Source organism: Terasakiella sp. (genome assembly GCF_048267425.1).
In the GTDB taxonomy this organism is placed as follows: domain Bacteria; phylum Pseudomonadota; class Alphaproteobacteria; order Rhodospirillales; family Terasakiellaceae; genus Terasakiella.
The window spans coordinates 1-13,704 of record NZ_JBLWXN010000023.1 but is presented as its reverse complement, the minus strand read 5'-3'; the positions used below and the strand labels follow the sequence as shown (position 1 = coordinate 13,704).

The following is a 13,704-nucleotide window of genomic DNA, read 5'->3' as shown; positions in this document are numbered from 1 at the left end:
AATCAACCAACATGATGAGCCAAAACCCTCTGTTATTTTAAGCACTCACATGTCCCAAATTATATGGCGACGGACACTCTTCCTTCTTGCCACTCTATCAAGCTTCACAACTCCACTCCTCCTAATCTTCGCTCACAAAAAAAGGCCCCGCCAAAGCGAGGCCTTTTAAGAGACTTGGAAAGCGCTTTAGAGCCTTAATCACAAGCAGCCGTAATGATGATTTCAACCATTAAAGCTTCACGGGCCAGCTTGGCCTCCCCACAGGCTCTGGCTGGGGCGTGCCCTTCTGGGACCCATGCATCCCACACCGCGTTCATGCCCTGAAAATGCTTCATATCCGACAGCCAGATCACCGCTTGCAAGATGCGATCCGGTGAAGACCCTGCTTCTTCCAACAACGCTTCAATGCGACGGATACATTCTTCAGTTTGTTCGGTGATAGTCTCACCCTCACCGACTTGCCCACAAAGGTAAGCAACACCGTTATGTTTAACGATTTTGCTGCGGCGTTCGGTTGTGTGGAAACGTTCGATCATTTTTTATCCTTTATTCTGGGTGGTGACACCGGACCATACCGTCTTTGTAGGGTGTCAGTTCCGGCATCACCTTGGTACAGTGTTCAGTTGCTTTGGGACAGCGACCATGAAAATAGCAGCCGCTGGGAAGGTTGGACGGCGATGGGAGCTCGCCTTCCAACACATTGAAAGTCCTGTCGGGATCGTATGATGGTACCGGCGAGGCTTCCTTCAACGTTTTGGTATAGGGATGGGCGGGATGTTCAAAAATTTCCGGCACAGACTGGATTTCGACGATCTGCCCCAGATAGGCCACCGCCACACGATCACAAAAATACCGGATCACCCCCATATCATGAGAGATAAAGATGTAACTCAGGTCACGTTGTTGTTTCAGGTTTTTAAGCAACAACAGAATTTGCGCCTGAATCGATACATCAAGGGCAGAGACCGCCTCATCCGCAACAATCAGATCGGGATTAAGGATCAGGGAACGTGCAATCGCGATCCGTTGGCGCTGCCCGCCGCTAAATTCATGCGGGAACTTCCAAAACGCTTGTTCAGGTAAACCGACTTCCTTGAAGATACCTTGAACGATCTCTTCCGCCATCTCTTTATCTTTAGCGATTTTGTACACCAGCAACGGTTCCATCAAGGTCGGACCGATGCGTTTACGCGGGTTTAGGGAGGAATAGGGGTCCTGAAAAATGATTTGTAAATCCTGCTTTACTTGCGCGCGATCTTCCTTAGACAAGTTACGTAGATCTTTGCCTTTAAAGGTCATTTCCCCGTCATCAATCGCAATCAGGTCCATGATACATTTGCCAATGGTCGATTTGCCGCAACCTGACTCCCCGACGATACCAAAGACTTCACCTTTTTTAACCTGAAAGCTGACGTCATTGACCGCACGCACTTTCAAAATTTCGGGATTTATAAAACCTTTTTTGCTGTGAAATGTTTTATTGATCTTTTTTACATCAAGGATGATTTCATCTTGTGTCTGCATTCTCAGGGCCTCCTACACATTCCAACAGCCATAACGATGGGACTGCTGCCCCGTGACCATGCTCATATCCGGGATCATGGCGCATTTATCGTTGACCAACTCACAGCGCGTCGAAAAACGACAGCCGCTTGGCATCTCTGTCAAGGTTGGCACCTGACCGGGAATAGAGGTCAAATGGTCGACATGACGATCCGGCCTTGGAATCGCATTTAGCAAAGCTTTGGTGTAGGGATGGTTCGGCGCGTCAAACAGGTCCTTACAGGTACTATTTTCAATCACCTGACCGCCGTACATAACCAACACTTTATCCGCGACAGCAGCCACCACGCCCATGTCATGGGTTATCATCACCATGGACATTTTGGTTTCGCTGCGCAGTTCCTTTAACAGATGTAGAACCTGCGCCTGAATGGTCACATCCAGCGCCGTTGTCGGTTCATCCGCAAACAAAACAGATGGTTTACAGGCCAAGGCAATCGCAATCATCACCCGCTGACGCATCCCCCCACTGAACTGGTGCGGATATTGGGAGAAACGTTTTTCCGCTTCCGGGATTTTCACCTTATTTAACAGCTCAATCCCAACTTCGCGCGCTTGTGCTTTAGTCATGGATTTATGAACAAGCAAACTTTCCGTGATTTGCTCCCCCACCGTCAAAACGGGGTTAAGGGAGGTCATCGGCTCCTGAAAGATCATGGACAAATCATCGCCGCGATAGTCATTCAGTTCTTTTTCCGTCAATTCCAGCAGGTTGACGCCTTTGTAAAGCACCTGTCCTTCGATATGGATATTCTTCTTTTTTGGCAACAGACCCAGACAGCTCATGGCCGTAATGGATTTGCCACAGCCTGACTCACCGACAATACAGAGCGTTTCATTTTCCATCAGGTCAAAAGTGACGTTTTGCGTCGCCTGACACCATTTACCGTTTAACTTAAACGAAATGGATAAATCTTTTACGGAGAAGACCGGTTCAGTCATTCTTATTCACCTCGCAGCTTAGGGTCGACGGCATCACGAACACCATCACCGATCAAATTCAAAGAGAAGACGACAACCAACACTGCCAAACCGGCGTAGGTGGCAATCCACGGGGCATCAAGGAAATTGTTAAACCCCTCGCGGATGATCCCGCCCCAAGTCGGGGTCGGCGGCTTGATCCCCAGACCGATAAAGCTCAGGGACGCTTCGATCCGAATGGCGGTTGCAATCCACAAAGACCCGATTACTAGCACCTCGCCAAAGACGTTCGGTAAAATATGAAAGACCATAATGCGGATATCTGAATACCCAAGGGCGTAACAAGCCTCAATATTTTCACGTTTTTTTACAGACAAGGTGGGCGCACGGGCGACACGGGCGAACTTGGGGATAACCGTCAGCGCAATCGCGATCACCAGATTGGTCATGGACGCGCCCAACATCGCCACCACGATCAGCCCCATGATAAGTGTCGGGAACGACAACATAATATCCATGACACGCATGATCATCATATCCACACGTCCACCATAATATCCGGCAACAATTCCCAAGGCACCCCCGATAATCATCGCCGCCACAACAGCAACCACACTGATAAACAGGGAAATGCGCGCACCGTACAGCATTCGGGTCCAGACATCCCGTCCATAACTATCCGTCCCCATCCAATGAAGAGCCGATGGTTCCTGCAACACAGCCAACGGGTCTTGAGAAATAGGATCATAAGGTGTGAGGTACGGGGCAAAGATCGCCATCAAGGTGACAATCGCGAAGATGATGGTCCCGATCCAGGTAAGCTTGCTGCTTTTGAGGATCTGGTAGGTCGAAACCGTTGCGGTTTTTACATTTAGGGCAAGGGTATTAATCATTGTTTTTTACTCGCGGATCTACCAGACCATAGGAAATATCAGTAATCAGGTTGGCCAAAACGATGAAGAAGGCATAGGTCACGATCAACCCCTGAAGCATGGTGTAATCCCGGCTTTCCAGCGATCCCACGATCAAGCCTCCCAGACCGGGGCGATTAAACACAATCTCAGTTAACACGGAGTTGCCCATCAGAAGGCCAAGGTACAGGCCGGTCAGGGTTAAGATCGGGATTAAAGCATTTCTAAATCCGTGTTTGAAAACCACCATATTGCGGGGCAATCCTTTGGATTTAGCAGTTCGGATATAATCTTCGCCCAACACTTCCAGCATGGACGAACGACTGGTGCGCGCCACATAGCCGATCATAATCACCCCCAGACTTAAGGCAGGTAACGTGAGGTGATATAGACGTGTTAACGGATCAGACCACGGAATATATTCACTAAAGACCGGGAACCAATCCCATTCAACCGACAGGTAAATCATAAACAGAATGGAAATGTAAAAGGCCGGAAAACTCAGCCCCAACAGGGAGATCATCCGCGCCAGATAATCAAAAAAGTGATTTCGATAAATGGCGGAGAAAATACCAAGCGGGATCCCAAAGACCACACCGATAATAATTGAGGCAACCGTCAGTTCTAGCGTGTAAGGCAACACGTTGGACACCTCTTCGACCACCGTTTTACTGGTCGCCATTGATGTCCCCAAATCCCCTTGGAGGACATCTCCCATAAAGACCAGATATTGTTCCCAAAGAGGCTTATCAATCCCAATGGATTTACGAAATTCCTGAATGACTTCTTCGCTTGCACTGTCCCCTAACACGGCCAAAGCCGGGTCGCCGGGTACAATCCTTACCAAGACAAAAATAACGGTAAGGACGGCAAAGAGCGTTGGTATGGAAGCCAGCAGGCGCTTTAAGGTAAAGACAAGCATCTTTGGGAAACTCTTTCTACTTCTTCGTGGTCAGTTCGTTGAACATCGGGCCGAGGCTGACAGAACCATTAAATTCGTAGCCGAAGTCAATGTCCTGGGAGATACCCCAGACCTGCATTTGTTCAAACAACGGCACGGAACAGACATTCTCAGAAATCTTAATTTGCGCGGTCTTCCAATAGTCCAGCTGCTTTTGCTGATCTGTTTCAACACGCGCTTTTTGAATTTCATCGTCCGCAACATCACAGTGGGAGAAGTTAGTCACGCCTGTCGGGGCGCCAACCGTGCTTTTGGACTCATAAAACTGTGTCAAATACGTATCCGCAACCGGAAAACGGGCCGCCCCATAAAGGACCATCGGGCTTAAGTCTTTTCGGATTTGCGCGTGAAACGCCGGATGCTCAACCACATTCATCACCAGGTTGATATTCGCCTTTGCCAATTGCGCTTGCACAATTTGCATGGGCTTCAGCAAAGCTTCGTTTTTCGTGATGATGATCTCTAGCGTGACACCGTCAGCATAGCCAGCTTCGCTTAACAGGGCTTTCGCTTTATCCAGATCATGTTCATATTGCGGGACTTTCTGCGTGTGTCCCAAATATCCAACAGGAATAACCGATGTATTGGGACGGGTCACTGAATTACCGATAATTTGCGTAATGGCTGTCCGGTCGATGGCATGAGCAATGGCACGGCGCACGCGCACATCCGCCAACGGACCTGACTTTGTGTTCAAGTGAAGGGTCCGCAGCTCCCCCGGCGAAAACACGGCAATATTGATATTTTTATTGCGCGACATACGGTTCACCCAGCGTTCCTCACGTGTGCCGGAGAACGCATCCAGTGTGCCTTTTTTAAAGGCCAGTTCACGAGATGTATTGACAGGGACGTAACTATAAACGATTTCGTCCACCTGCGGCGCACCCCGGAAATAGTCTTTGTGGGCTGCCAACTTCACATATTGCTTGCTTTTAAATTCAACAAAGGCAAACGGACCAGTGCCGACCGGATGGGTTTTAAAGTCCCCTTCCATGTCCGCTTTTTTAGAAACCACATTACCGCCGTGATAGTTTGCAACCAATCCCAACAGGCTTGGCACTGGGTTATTCAGCGTAATTTCAACGGTGTACGGGTCCAGCGCCTTTACTTCTTTAAAGGACTTATAGTCACTGGCAACAGCAGATGTTTTCGGGTCTTTGGCACGGTTCAGGGAGTATACCACATCTTCAGCCGTCATTTCGCCAAAACCTGCGTGGAACTGTACCCCTTTGCGCAGTTTGAACGTCCAGACCAAACCGTCCGGGCTGGATGTCCAGCTTTCCGACAGATCGGCTTCAATATTTGCCGGGTTGGTGTCGCCCGGCTTAAAGCGGACCAGACCATTAAACATCATCCCGAAGATGTTTTTATCCTGACTTTTTGTCGAAAAATGGGGGTCCAGACTACCGGCATTGGCGGAACCATAAGCCATATTGATGGTTTTAACTTCTTTCGCTTCGACCTGTGCGGCTGTCATTGCAGCCAGCACCGCTAAAGAAGAAACCGTCTTCGTCACAAACTTCTTCATTACATCTCCTGCTTAAGCTCATTTAGTATCTGTTGCATTTATTTATGAAACAAAAGTTACACAGCTAAAACATAATCTCAAATACGTTTTTTATATTCACATATAACTAAATATTATATACCATCCCCGTAGTTGTATTCTTATTAGATAGAGGCTCGTTGTGAGAATTACCATCCGCCAAGTTGAAGCTTTTCACGCTCTTATGGAAGTTAAGACAGTCGGCGGCGCTGCTGACATGATGAATATCTCCCAACCTGCTGTCAGCCGCCTGATTTCCGACTTGGAGGCTGAAACCAAGCTCCGTCTGTTTGACCGCATACAAGGCAGGCTGGTTCCCACCGCCGAAGCAGAAGAACTGTTGATCGAGGTTGAACGTTCCTTTGTCGGACTAGAACAGATCCGCCAGACAGCGACTTACCTCAGCAACAACAATATCGGGGTCTTACGCATCCTCGCCATGCCATCCATGAGCGGGGATATCCTGTGTGAAAGCGTCGCCCGCTTTAAGCGCGCCCATCCAAAAGTCGATATTTTGTGGGAAACACGCCCCAAACAGCGCGTCCTTGAATGGCTCACCTATCAAGGTTTCGACCTTGGCTTTATTACGTTACCTTGCCCGGACAAGGCCTTGGGTAAAAAAGTCCTGACCAACATGCCGTGCTATTGCATCCTGCCCAAAGGTCATCGCCTGTCTGATAAAGACTATATCACTGCACGCGACCTTGAAGACGAAAATATGATCACCTTTCCCTTGGGGTCAGAAATTCGCCACGTGATCGACAAATCTTTTCAAGAAGTCAACAATCACAAATCGCGCATTGAAGTCAGAAATATCGAAACCGTCTGCTCCCTCGTTGCCAAAGGGACAGGCGCATCCATCCTTTACTTCTTTGATAACCTGCAAGACTGGATGGATAAAATCGATATCCGCCCATTCAAACCCGATATTAAAATCGGTTTCGCCATCGTCTATCCCCAAAGCCGGATTATGTCACGCAATGCACGGGACTTCATGGATATTTACCAAACCGTCCATGCCGAACGTATGGCACACTTTGATCAGATCATATCGCATTAAGTTGTATAATATTTAGTTATATATAAATCACTGAATTATCTTTGACGTTAAGTCCTTCTTCTCCATATCCTTGGGCATCATTTTAATACAGGCATGATGTTTCAAGGAAAATTAGAACGATGGCTAATCTTAGCGATTTTTTAGTGGTTGGCGGCGGCCTTATGGGCAGTGCCGTTGCCTCGTCGCTCGCCATGAAAAACAAGCAAGTCATTATGCTTGATGAAGGCGACCTCGCCTTTCGCGCCTCACGCTCCAACTTCGGTTTGATCTGGGTGCAAGGTAAAGGGGTCGGCATGCCCGATTATGTCTCCTGGACCCTTCAAGCCTCAATGCGTTGGAAAAAAGACTTCAATGATTTTTTACAAGAAGAAACGGGCTACGACCTTCACTTGCGCCATAAAGGCGGCCTTGTCCTTTTGCATGGGGACAAAGAAGTTCAAGAACGAAAAAAACACCTCGGCACAATCGAACAGGAAGGCTATGACACGCCAACCATTTCCTTTCTCAACAGAAAAGAAACTCAAGCTCTCTTCCCTGATTTCAAGCTCGGCGACCGTGTCCTTGGTGCAAGTTATTGCGAAGAAGATGCCGACCTAAACCCGCTCTATCTCCTAAAAGCGCTGCATCAACTGATGATCAAATATGGTGGCCAGTACCACGCCAACCAAAAAGCCCTCAAGATCACCTATGATGAAAAAAACAAGATTTACACTGTTAAAACCCAAAGCGATGTCTATCAGACGCCCAAGCTGATTATCACCGCCGGAAACCACAGTGTCCCCCTTGCCCGTCAGGTCGGCATCCCACTGGAATTGCGCGCAGAACATGGACAAATCCTTGCTTTGGGACGCACAAAACAAGTCATCCCCTACCCCTTAAGCGGCATCAAGCAAAATGCCGAAGGGTCTATCATATTGGGGGCAACCAAAAACGATTTCGGGTTCAACGACACCAGTGTCGCCGGCCTGTCCCAAAAATTAGCAGAACGTGCCATTGCCTCTTTCCCGGATTTTAAATCCCTCAACCTTGTGCGTACCTGGGCGGGGCTTCGCGTCCTCACGCCCGACAGCTATCCCGTCTATTGCGAGTCAGAAAGCCACCCCAACAGCTATGTTCTGATCTCCCACAGTGCGGTGACACTGGCGCCCAACCATTTCCACCAGATTACCAACTGGATTTTAAACAATAACGAAAAACCGCGTGAACTCGACAGTTTTCACTATAACCGGTTCCAATAAGGATTAATCCATATGTTCAAGCTCGTTCGGCCAAATACGAATCAAACCGTCACCATTTATTTTAATGGAGCGCCCTTGTCCGCCTTTCAAAACGAGACGGTTGCCTCAGCCTTGCTGCGTCAGGGTAAAAAAGAGTTTCGCACCACCCCCGTTAAACAGCAAAAGCGTCTGCCCTTTTGCATGATGGGCACTTGCTATGACTGCTTGCTCACCATCGACGACCTACAGGACGTACAGGGCTGTGCAACTTATGTCCGCGACGGCATGCAAATTAAAACCCAACATATCAACGAAAAACAAGGCTCGGACCATGAGTAAACAAACCGTTGTGGTTATCGGCGCCGGTGCCGCAGGCATGGCCTGCGCCCGCACACTGGCGCAGCACGACATTTGCGTCACCCTGATTGATGAACAACCCCAAGCAGGCGGGCAGATTTACCGAAACCTAACAGCAAACCAGCACATGCCCGCTGATTTTAAAGACCTGCTGGGCAGCGATTATTTTAAAGGGGCGGACTTAATTAAAGACTTGGACCACCCGCAGATCACGCATCACTCCCACTGTGTCATCTGGCAAATTGATGAAGACGGCACGGTCTATTTTAGCTTTGATGGCAAAGCCCAATTCATCAAAGCCGATTATGTGGTTGTTGCCACTGGTGCACTGGAGCGTCCGACCCCCGTTAAAGGCTGGACCCTTGCTGGTGTCATGGGCGCAGGTGCCGCCCAAGTCGCCATGAAACGTGATGGTATTGTCCCTTCCGGTGACGTTGTCCTTGCCGGATGCGGCCCCTTGCTGTTGCTTGTTGCCCAACAACTGGCAAAAGCGGGATGTCAGATCAAGGCATTGCTGGATAGCACGACCACCAAAGACCATGTTAACGCGCTGCCCTCTCTCCTCCCCGCCTTAAGCAACAGGAGCTTGCTGAAAAAAGGCATGGAGATCAAGTTCAGCCTCAAAAAACTGGGTATCCCTCACATTACGGGTGTTGAAAAGATCGAAATGTCCGGTGATACTGCCTTAGAACAGATCACTTACCACAAAGACGGCAAATCCCATACGCTGGCTTGTGATACTGTGCTTTTGCATCAAGGTGTGGTGCCCAATATCCAAATCTCAAGGCAACTCAATCTGGATCATCAATGGGATGAGTCTTTACGATGCTGGCACCCGACCACCGATGATTGGGGGCAATCCAGCAATCAAAACATCTTTGTCGCAGGTGATGGCGCCGGGATCATCGGTGCCTTGGGCAGCCAGTATAGCGCCACCCTCAGTGCTTTGAAGATCAGCGTTTTGATGGGAAAGCTACCCGAAAGCGATTTGTTGAAACAGGCTGCCCCCATCCGCAAAAAGCTAAAAGCCGAACAAGCCGTTCGCCCCTTCATCAATACCTTATTCAAGCCCAAATGGCTGCGCCCTGATGATGAGGATGTGGTTGTTTGTCGCTGTGAAGAAACCACAGTAAAAGACATTAAACGATCCGCAGATATCGGATGCAGCGGTCCCAACCAGCTTAAGTCCTTCACCCGCGCAGGCATGGGCCCGTGTCAAGGGCGATACTGTGGCCTCAGCGTTGTTGAAATTTTGGCCCATGCGCAAAAGACCACACCAGATAAGCTTGGGTACTACCGTATTCGCCCGCCTCTCAAGCCCTTGCGCTTAAGTGAAGTCGCTTCCCTCAATACTCTCGATCAAAAAGACGCTTAGGCCATGTCCCTCTTCAGCCCCATCGCTACATTTGAACTGTTTCACCTGCAAATACCGCTGGCGAAGCCCTATAAGCTGTCGCGCCTTTATGGTATTAAAGCCACCGCCGACGTCATCACCCTTAAAGTTACACTGGAAGACGGTACCGTCGGCTATGGTGAGGCCGATCCGCACACACCTTTTACGGAAGAGACACCGCAAAGTATCATCAGTGCCATACGGGATTATTTTGCACCAAAACTTATCGGGTCCTTCCCCCAAACCATCCGCGCCCATAACGAACTGATGGATGCTCTTTTACCATTAAACTATATGGCAAAAGGCGCTGTGGACATGGCCCTTTACGATCTCTGCGGTAAATGCCTGAACATCCCCGCAAGTCAGCTCTTAGGTGGTCGTATCCATGATCAGATCCCCCTTCTCTGGCCCTTGGGGAATGGAACGGCACAAGACGACCTTCCCCTTATTGAAGAAAAACAGGCCCAAGGTTTTCAATCTTTCATGCTTAAAATGGGTAACAGCCCCATCGCGCAAGAAATCACGCGCCTGGAAACGCTCTATGACCATTTTGGCGACGATCTTGCCCTTGTCGTAGATGCCAATCAGGGCTGGTCCTTAAAAGACAGTTTGCTGTTTACCCAATATGCGAACCAAACACCGTTGATCCTGCTGGAACAACCCGTCAGAAAGCACCTTACCCATGACCTGAAATCCGTTAAAGAAAACGCCTCTTTCATGGTGTCTGCCGATGAATCTTTGTCCGGAAAGGAAGAAATGATCGAGCTGGTTCGCAACGATTGTGTCGATCTTTTCAGCCTGAAGGTCAGCAAAAACGGTGGGATCACAAAAACAAAATGCCTCGCTGATATCGCGTTTGCTGCCCACAAGCCCGTATTGATGAACTCCATGCTGGAGTTTGGCATCACCCAAGCTGCCAGCCTGCAACTGGGGCAAACGCTCCCACATCTCAACACAAGTTTGGGTCATGCCTATATGTCGGTCTTGCGTATGTCCGATGATTTTACAGACCTTCATAGCCAAATCCACAATGGCACCATTATGCCCAACGATAAACCGGGGCTAGGGATTGCAGTGGACGAAGAAAAAATCCGTCGCCTCGCTCAACAAACCCTCATGCTAGAGACCTAAGCCATGCAATATGATTTTCTCATTATTGGTGCCGGTATTCATGGCAACAGCATCGCTTTCCATTTAGCCAAAAAGGGAAAGCGAGTTTGTGTGCTGGAAAAAGACAGCCCCTCTCGCCATTCCTCCGGCGTCAACGCCGGGGGCGTGCGCCGTTTAGGGCGTGATCTGCGCGAAGTCCCGCTCTCCCTGCGTAGTGCGGAGCTTTGGCATGATCTTAAAAAATTAATCGGCACAGATGGTGGTTTTCAAGCCGTCGATCAAATCCGCATTGCGGAGAATGAGGCAGAACTTACAGATTGCGAAAGCAACGTGCGCGCCCTACGCGACCTCGGCTATAACCATGAAAAGATGATCTCAACGCGCGAACTCAAAAACCGTCTACCAGATATCAATTGCACGCTGGCGGGCGGGATTATCTGTCAAGGCGACGGGTTTGCCCTCCCCTATCAATCGACCATTGGTTTCTTTGAAGCCGCCCAACGTGCCGGGGCCACCTATCATTCAAATCAGGAAGTCCGCCACCTTGAAAAAAAGGATGGGCTTTGGCATATTCAAACACAAAATCACGATTTTAAAGCCAGCATAGTCATCAACTGTGCCGGGGCGTGGGGGGCCGAACTTGCTGCCTTGGTCGGTGACAGCCTGCCCCTTGAAACCATTGCGCCGCAGATCATGGTGACCCAGCGCCTCCCCTATTTTCTAACGCCCGTTTTGGGCTTAAGTGGACGTGTTCTGTCCTTTAAACAGATGCGCAACGGCACCTTGATCATTGGTGGCGGGTATCGTGGGAAAGTGCGACAAGCTGAAAACCGCGGCATTGCGTCGCTCCCCACGCTTGCAGGTCTGGCAGATACCGCCCTTGACCTGTTTCCCCACATCAAAAACGTCAATATTGTACGCACATGGTGTGGACTGGAAGGCAAAACACCGGACGGCGCACCCATCATCGGCCCCAGCCTGTCGCATCCTGATGATTTTTATCACTGCTTCGGCTTCTGTGCCCACGGCTTCCAACTCGGCCCTGCCTGCGGAGAGGTCGTGGCGAACATCCTGTGCGGTGAAGAAAACCGGACCGACATCAGCCAACTCAACGCAAGTCGGTTTTAACAACAAAACACAATGTCGCTAATACGCTATATTTGGATTACAGGAGAGGAGCACCTGCATCAACCGACTATGTATTTCCAGTTAGGTTTCCAAGGAAAGTGCTGACGGCTTTGCGGAGTGCTTCAGATTGGTGGACGACGTTTTTACTGGTGGTTCCAACCCTCAGGGCAGATTGGTTGGTGTCTTGTGCCGCTGACAAAACATCGACAATATGCCCATTTACTTTTTCCGTCCCACGCGAGGCACTGACCACACTAGAAGCGATTTCATCGGTGGCGGAGGATTGTTCCCGGATGGCGTGAACCGTGTTTTCATTGATCTGATTAATCTGTGACAGTAGCTCGGTACTCTCCCCGATCGCCTGAACGGCTTGGTGGGTAGCCTCTCTCATCTGGCTGATTTGCGCCGTAATCTGTTCCGTCGCCGTGGATGTTTGTTCAGCAAGTTTCTTCACTTCCAACGCCACCACGCCAAACCCTTTGCCCTGATCACCCGCCCGCTGTGCTTCAATCGTCGCGTTTAGGGCAAGCAAGTTCGTTTGTTCCGCAATGTCACTAATCAAACCGATGACAGAAGCCACCTGTTCCCCCACTTCTTCCAGACTTTTAATGCGATGGGTCGATTTTTCTGAGGCCTGCAATGCATTTTCAAACACGACCTTGGACAAATCCATATTTTGTTCAATTGAACGAATAGAGGCCGACAATTCCTCACTGGCACTCGCCACCATCTGGACATCTGTTTTTGCCTGCTCCGAAGCAGTTGAGACATGATTTGCCTGCGCTTGTGTCAAGTCCGATAACTTGATAAGGGAGGACGCATCCGTACAAGCCCCCTGCCCGGCCCGCATCACATCTTCCAGAATGTGCCCGACCTGATTTTCAAAATCATTGGACATATTTTAATCAAGCTCGCTTTTTTCTCGGTTTCCAAGCGGCGGTCATTTTCTTCTTTTTCGCGCGTCAAGGCTTCCACTTGAAGGGCACTTTGCCTGAAAACCTCTAGACTTCGGGCCATCCGACCAATTGCATCGCTTGAAGTATCTTCGACCTTCACATCCAGATTACCTTTTGAAAGGTCATCCATTGACTGGCTCAATCGTTTCAAACGACGATTTAAATGCCTAATTACAAACAAAAAGATCAACAAAAGACTAATGATCACGCTGGCAATCACCACCCCCCAAGTGACCTGTGTCATCACCTGGCCGATCTGTGTCGCCTCAGCAGCTGAAACCGAAACCGCCTGACGCGAAGATCGCGTCACATCCGAGACGATTTGGGAGAGCCCTTCAGAAAGCTGATGGTTTTGAAGGAGAAGCTGCGCTGTTTTTTGCTCGTTCTGCAAAGCTGCCAGTCGGAGCGCAATCAGTCCCCGTTCCCCATAAAACGTGTTTGAGAAGGACGAGAGCTGCTTGGCATAATGGACCTGTACTGAAGTCGATAGCTTCCCCTTCACCGAATATGGAACGATTGAAGGCGACGTACTCAGCCTATCGCGTGACTCCATTGAAGATGAACAACAGGGTCTCGTCTAT

General features: G+C 49.5%; 14 protein-coding genes. 6 read left to right on the top strand and 8 right to left on the bottom strand.

Annotated features, from left to right (window positions below; translation table 11 throughout):
- Positions 1–194 precede the first annotated feature (194 nt).
- The 6 genes from ACN0VA_RS17725 to ACN0VA_RS17700 are packed head-to-tail and all read right to left on the bottom strand — an operon-like array spanning position 195 to position 5,884.
- On the bottom strand, positions 195–536 hold the full coding sequence (locus tag ACN0VA_RS17725) for a RidA family protein (protein ID WP_417822446.1): 342 nt from the start codon (positions 534–536) through the stop codon (positions 195–197).
- Positions 537–546: 10 nt separating this feature from the next.
- On the bottom strand, positions 547–1,524 hold the full coding sequence (locus ACN0VA_RS17720; RefSeq protein ID WP_417822445.1) for an ABC transporter ATP-binding protein: 978 nt from the start codon (positions 1,522–1,524) through the stop codon (positions 547–549).
- 12 nt (positions 1,525–1,536) lie between these two features.
- The gene (locus ACN0VA_RS17715) at positions 1,537–2,505 is read right to left on the bottom strand and encodes an ABC transporter ATP-binding protein (protein WP_417822444.1); all 969 of its coding nucleotides are present in this window, start codon (positions 2,503–2,505) and stop codon (positions 1,537–1,539) included.
- 2 nt (positions 2,506–2,507) lie between these two features.
- The gene (locus tag ACN0VA_RS17710) at positions 2,508–3,377 is read right to left on the bottom strand and encodes an ABC transporter permease (RefSeq protein WP_417822443.1); all 870 of its coding nucleotides are present in this window, start codon (positions 3,375–3,377) and stop codon (positions 2,508–2,510) included.
- Complete coding sequence (locus tag ACN0VA_RS17705; protein ID WP_417822442.1) at positions 3,370–4,317, bottom strand: ABC transporter permease; 948 nt, start codon at positions 4,315–4,317, stop codon at positions 3,370–3,372. The genes ACN0VA_RS17710 and ACN0VA_RS17705 overlap by 8 nt, the downstream gene beginning before the upstream one ends.
- Before the next feature lie 16 nt (positions 4,318–4,333).
- On the bottom strand, positions 4,334–5,884 hold the full coding sequence (locus tag ACN0VA_RS17700; protein WP_417822441.1) for an ABC transporter substrate-binding protein: 1,551 nt from the start codon (positions 5,882–5,884) through the stop codon (positions 4,334–4,336).
- Positions 5,885–6,044: 160 nt separating this feature from the next.
- On the opposite strand from ACN0VA_RS17700, the gene ACN0VA_RS17695 reads away from it, so the two are divergent.
- The 6 genes from ACN0VA_RS17695 to ACN0VA_RS17670 all read left to right on the top strand — a co-directional run bounded on the left by ACN0VA_RS17695 (position 6,045) and on the right by ACN0VA_RS17670 (position 12,167).
- Complete coding sequence (locus ACN0VA_RS17695) at positions 6,045–6,962, top strand: LysR substrate-binding domain-containing protein (RefSeq protein ID WP_417822440.1); 918 nt, start codon at positions 6,045–6,047, stop codon at positions 6,960–6,962.
- Positions 6,963–7,081: 119 nt separating this feature from the next.
- Positions 7,082–8,200, top strand: a complete 1,119-nt coding sequence (locus tag ACN0VA_RS17690) for an NAD(P)/FAD-dependent oxidoreductase (RefSeq protein ID WP_417822439.1) — start codon at positions 7,082–7,084, stop codon at positions 8,198–8,200.
- 12 nt (positions 8,201–8,212) lie between these two features.
- On the top strand, positions 8,213–8,518 hold the full coding sequence (locus ACN0VA_RS17685) for a (2Fe-2S)-binding protein (protein ID WP_417822438.1): 306 nt from the start codon (positions 8,213–8,215) through the stop codon (positions 8,516–8,518).
- Entirely contained in the window at positions 8,511–9,911 is a 1,401-nt protein-coding gene (locus ACN0VA_RS17680; protein WP_417822437.1) for an NAD(P)/FAD-dependent oxidoreductase, read from the top strand. The genes ACN0VA_RS17685 and ACN0VA_RS17680 overlap by 8 nt, the downstream gene beginning before the upstream one ends.
- A gap of 3 nt (positions 9,912–9,914) precedes the next feature.
- On the top strand, positions 9,915–11,060 hold the full coding sequence (locus tag ACN0VA_RS17675) for an enolase C-terminal domain-like protein (protein WP_417822436.1): 1,146 nt from the start codon (positions 9,915–9,917) through the stop codon (positions 11,058–11,060).
- A 3-nt stretch (positions 11,061–11,063) separates the two neighbouring features.
- Positions 11,064–12,167: an NAD(P)/FAD-dependent oxidoreductase gene (locus ACN0VA_RS17670; RefSeq protein ID WP_417822435.1), complete on the top strand. Its 1,104-nt coding sequence runs from the start codon at positions 11,064–11,066 to the stop codon at positions 12,165–12,167.
- A gap of 67 nt (positions 12,168–12,234) precedes the next feature.
- Here the strand turns inward: ACN0VA_RS17670 and ACN0VA_RS17665 are convergent, their stop codons facing one another.
- Positions 12,235–13,065, bottom strand: coding sequence for a methyl-accepting chemotaxis protein (locus ACN0VA_RS17665; protein ID WP_417822434.1), 831 nt, complete (start codon positions 13,063–13,065; stop codon positions 12,235–12,237).
- A complete protein-coding gene (locus ACN0VA_RS17660; RefSeq protein WP_417822433.1) occupies positions 13,017–13,676 on the bottom strand; it encodes a HAMP domain-containing protein in 660 nt (219 codons plus the stop codon). The genes ACN0VA_RS17665 and ACN0VA_RS17660 overlap by 49 nt, the downstream gene beginning before the upstream one ends.
- Positions 13,677–13,704: the final 28 nt, after the last annotated feature.

Coding starts and splice junctions, on each gene's coding strand:
- ACN0VA_RS17700 (WP_417822441.1), bottom strand. CDS start 5,884: ATGAAGAAGTTTGTGACGAAGACGGTTTCTTCTTTAGCGGTGCTGGCT.
- ACN0VA_RS17710 (WP_417822443.1), bottom strand. CDS start 3,377: ATGATTAATACCCTTGCCCTAAATGTAAAAACCGCAACGGTTTCGACC.
- ACN0VA_RS17685 (WP_417822438.1), top strand. CDS start 8,213: ATGTTCAAGCTCGTTCGGCCAAATACGAATCAAACCGTCACCATTTAT.
- ACN0VA_RS17665 (WP_417822434.1), bottom strand. CDS start 13,065: ATGTCCAATGATTTTGAAAATCAGGTCGGGCACATTCTGGAAGATGTG.
- ACN0VA_RS17705 (WP_417822442.1), bottom strand. CDS start 4,317: ATGCTTGTCTTTACCTTAAAGCGCCTGCTGGCTTCCATACCAACGCTC.
- ACN0VA_RS17680 (WP_417822437.1), top strand. CDS start 8,511: ATGAGTAAACAAACCGTTGTGGTTATCGGCGCCGGTGCCGCAGGCATG.
- ACN0VA_RS17670 (WP_417822435.1), top strand. CDS start 11,064: ATGCAATATGATTTTCTCATTATTGGTGCCGGTATTCATGGCAACAGC.
- ACN0VA_RS17720 (WP_417822445.1), bottom strand. CDS start 1,524: ATGCAGACACAAGATGAAATCATCCTTGATGTAAAAAAGATCAATAAA.
- ACN0VA_RS17690 (WP_417822439.1), top strand. CDS start 7,082: ATGGCTAATCTTAGCGATTTTTTAGTGGTTGGCGGCGGCCTTATGGGC.
- ACN0VA_RS17715 (WP_417822444.1), bottom strand. CDS start 2,505: ATGACTGAACCGGTCTTCTCCGTAAAAGATTTATCCATTTCGTTTAAG.
- ACN0VA_RS17675 (WP_417822436.1), top strand. CDS start 9,915: ATGTCCCTCTTCAGCCCCATCGCTACATTTGAACTGTTTCACCTGCAA.
- ACN0VA_RS17725 (WP_417822446.1), bottom strand. CDS start 536: ATGATCGAACGTTTCCACACAACCGAACGCCGCAGCAAAATCGTTAAA.
- ACN0VA_RS17660 (WP_417822433.1), bottom strand. CDS start 13,676: ATGGAGTCACGCGATAGGCTGAGTACGTCGCCTTCAATCGTTCCATAT.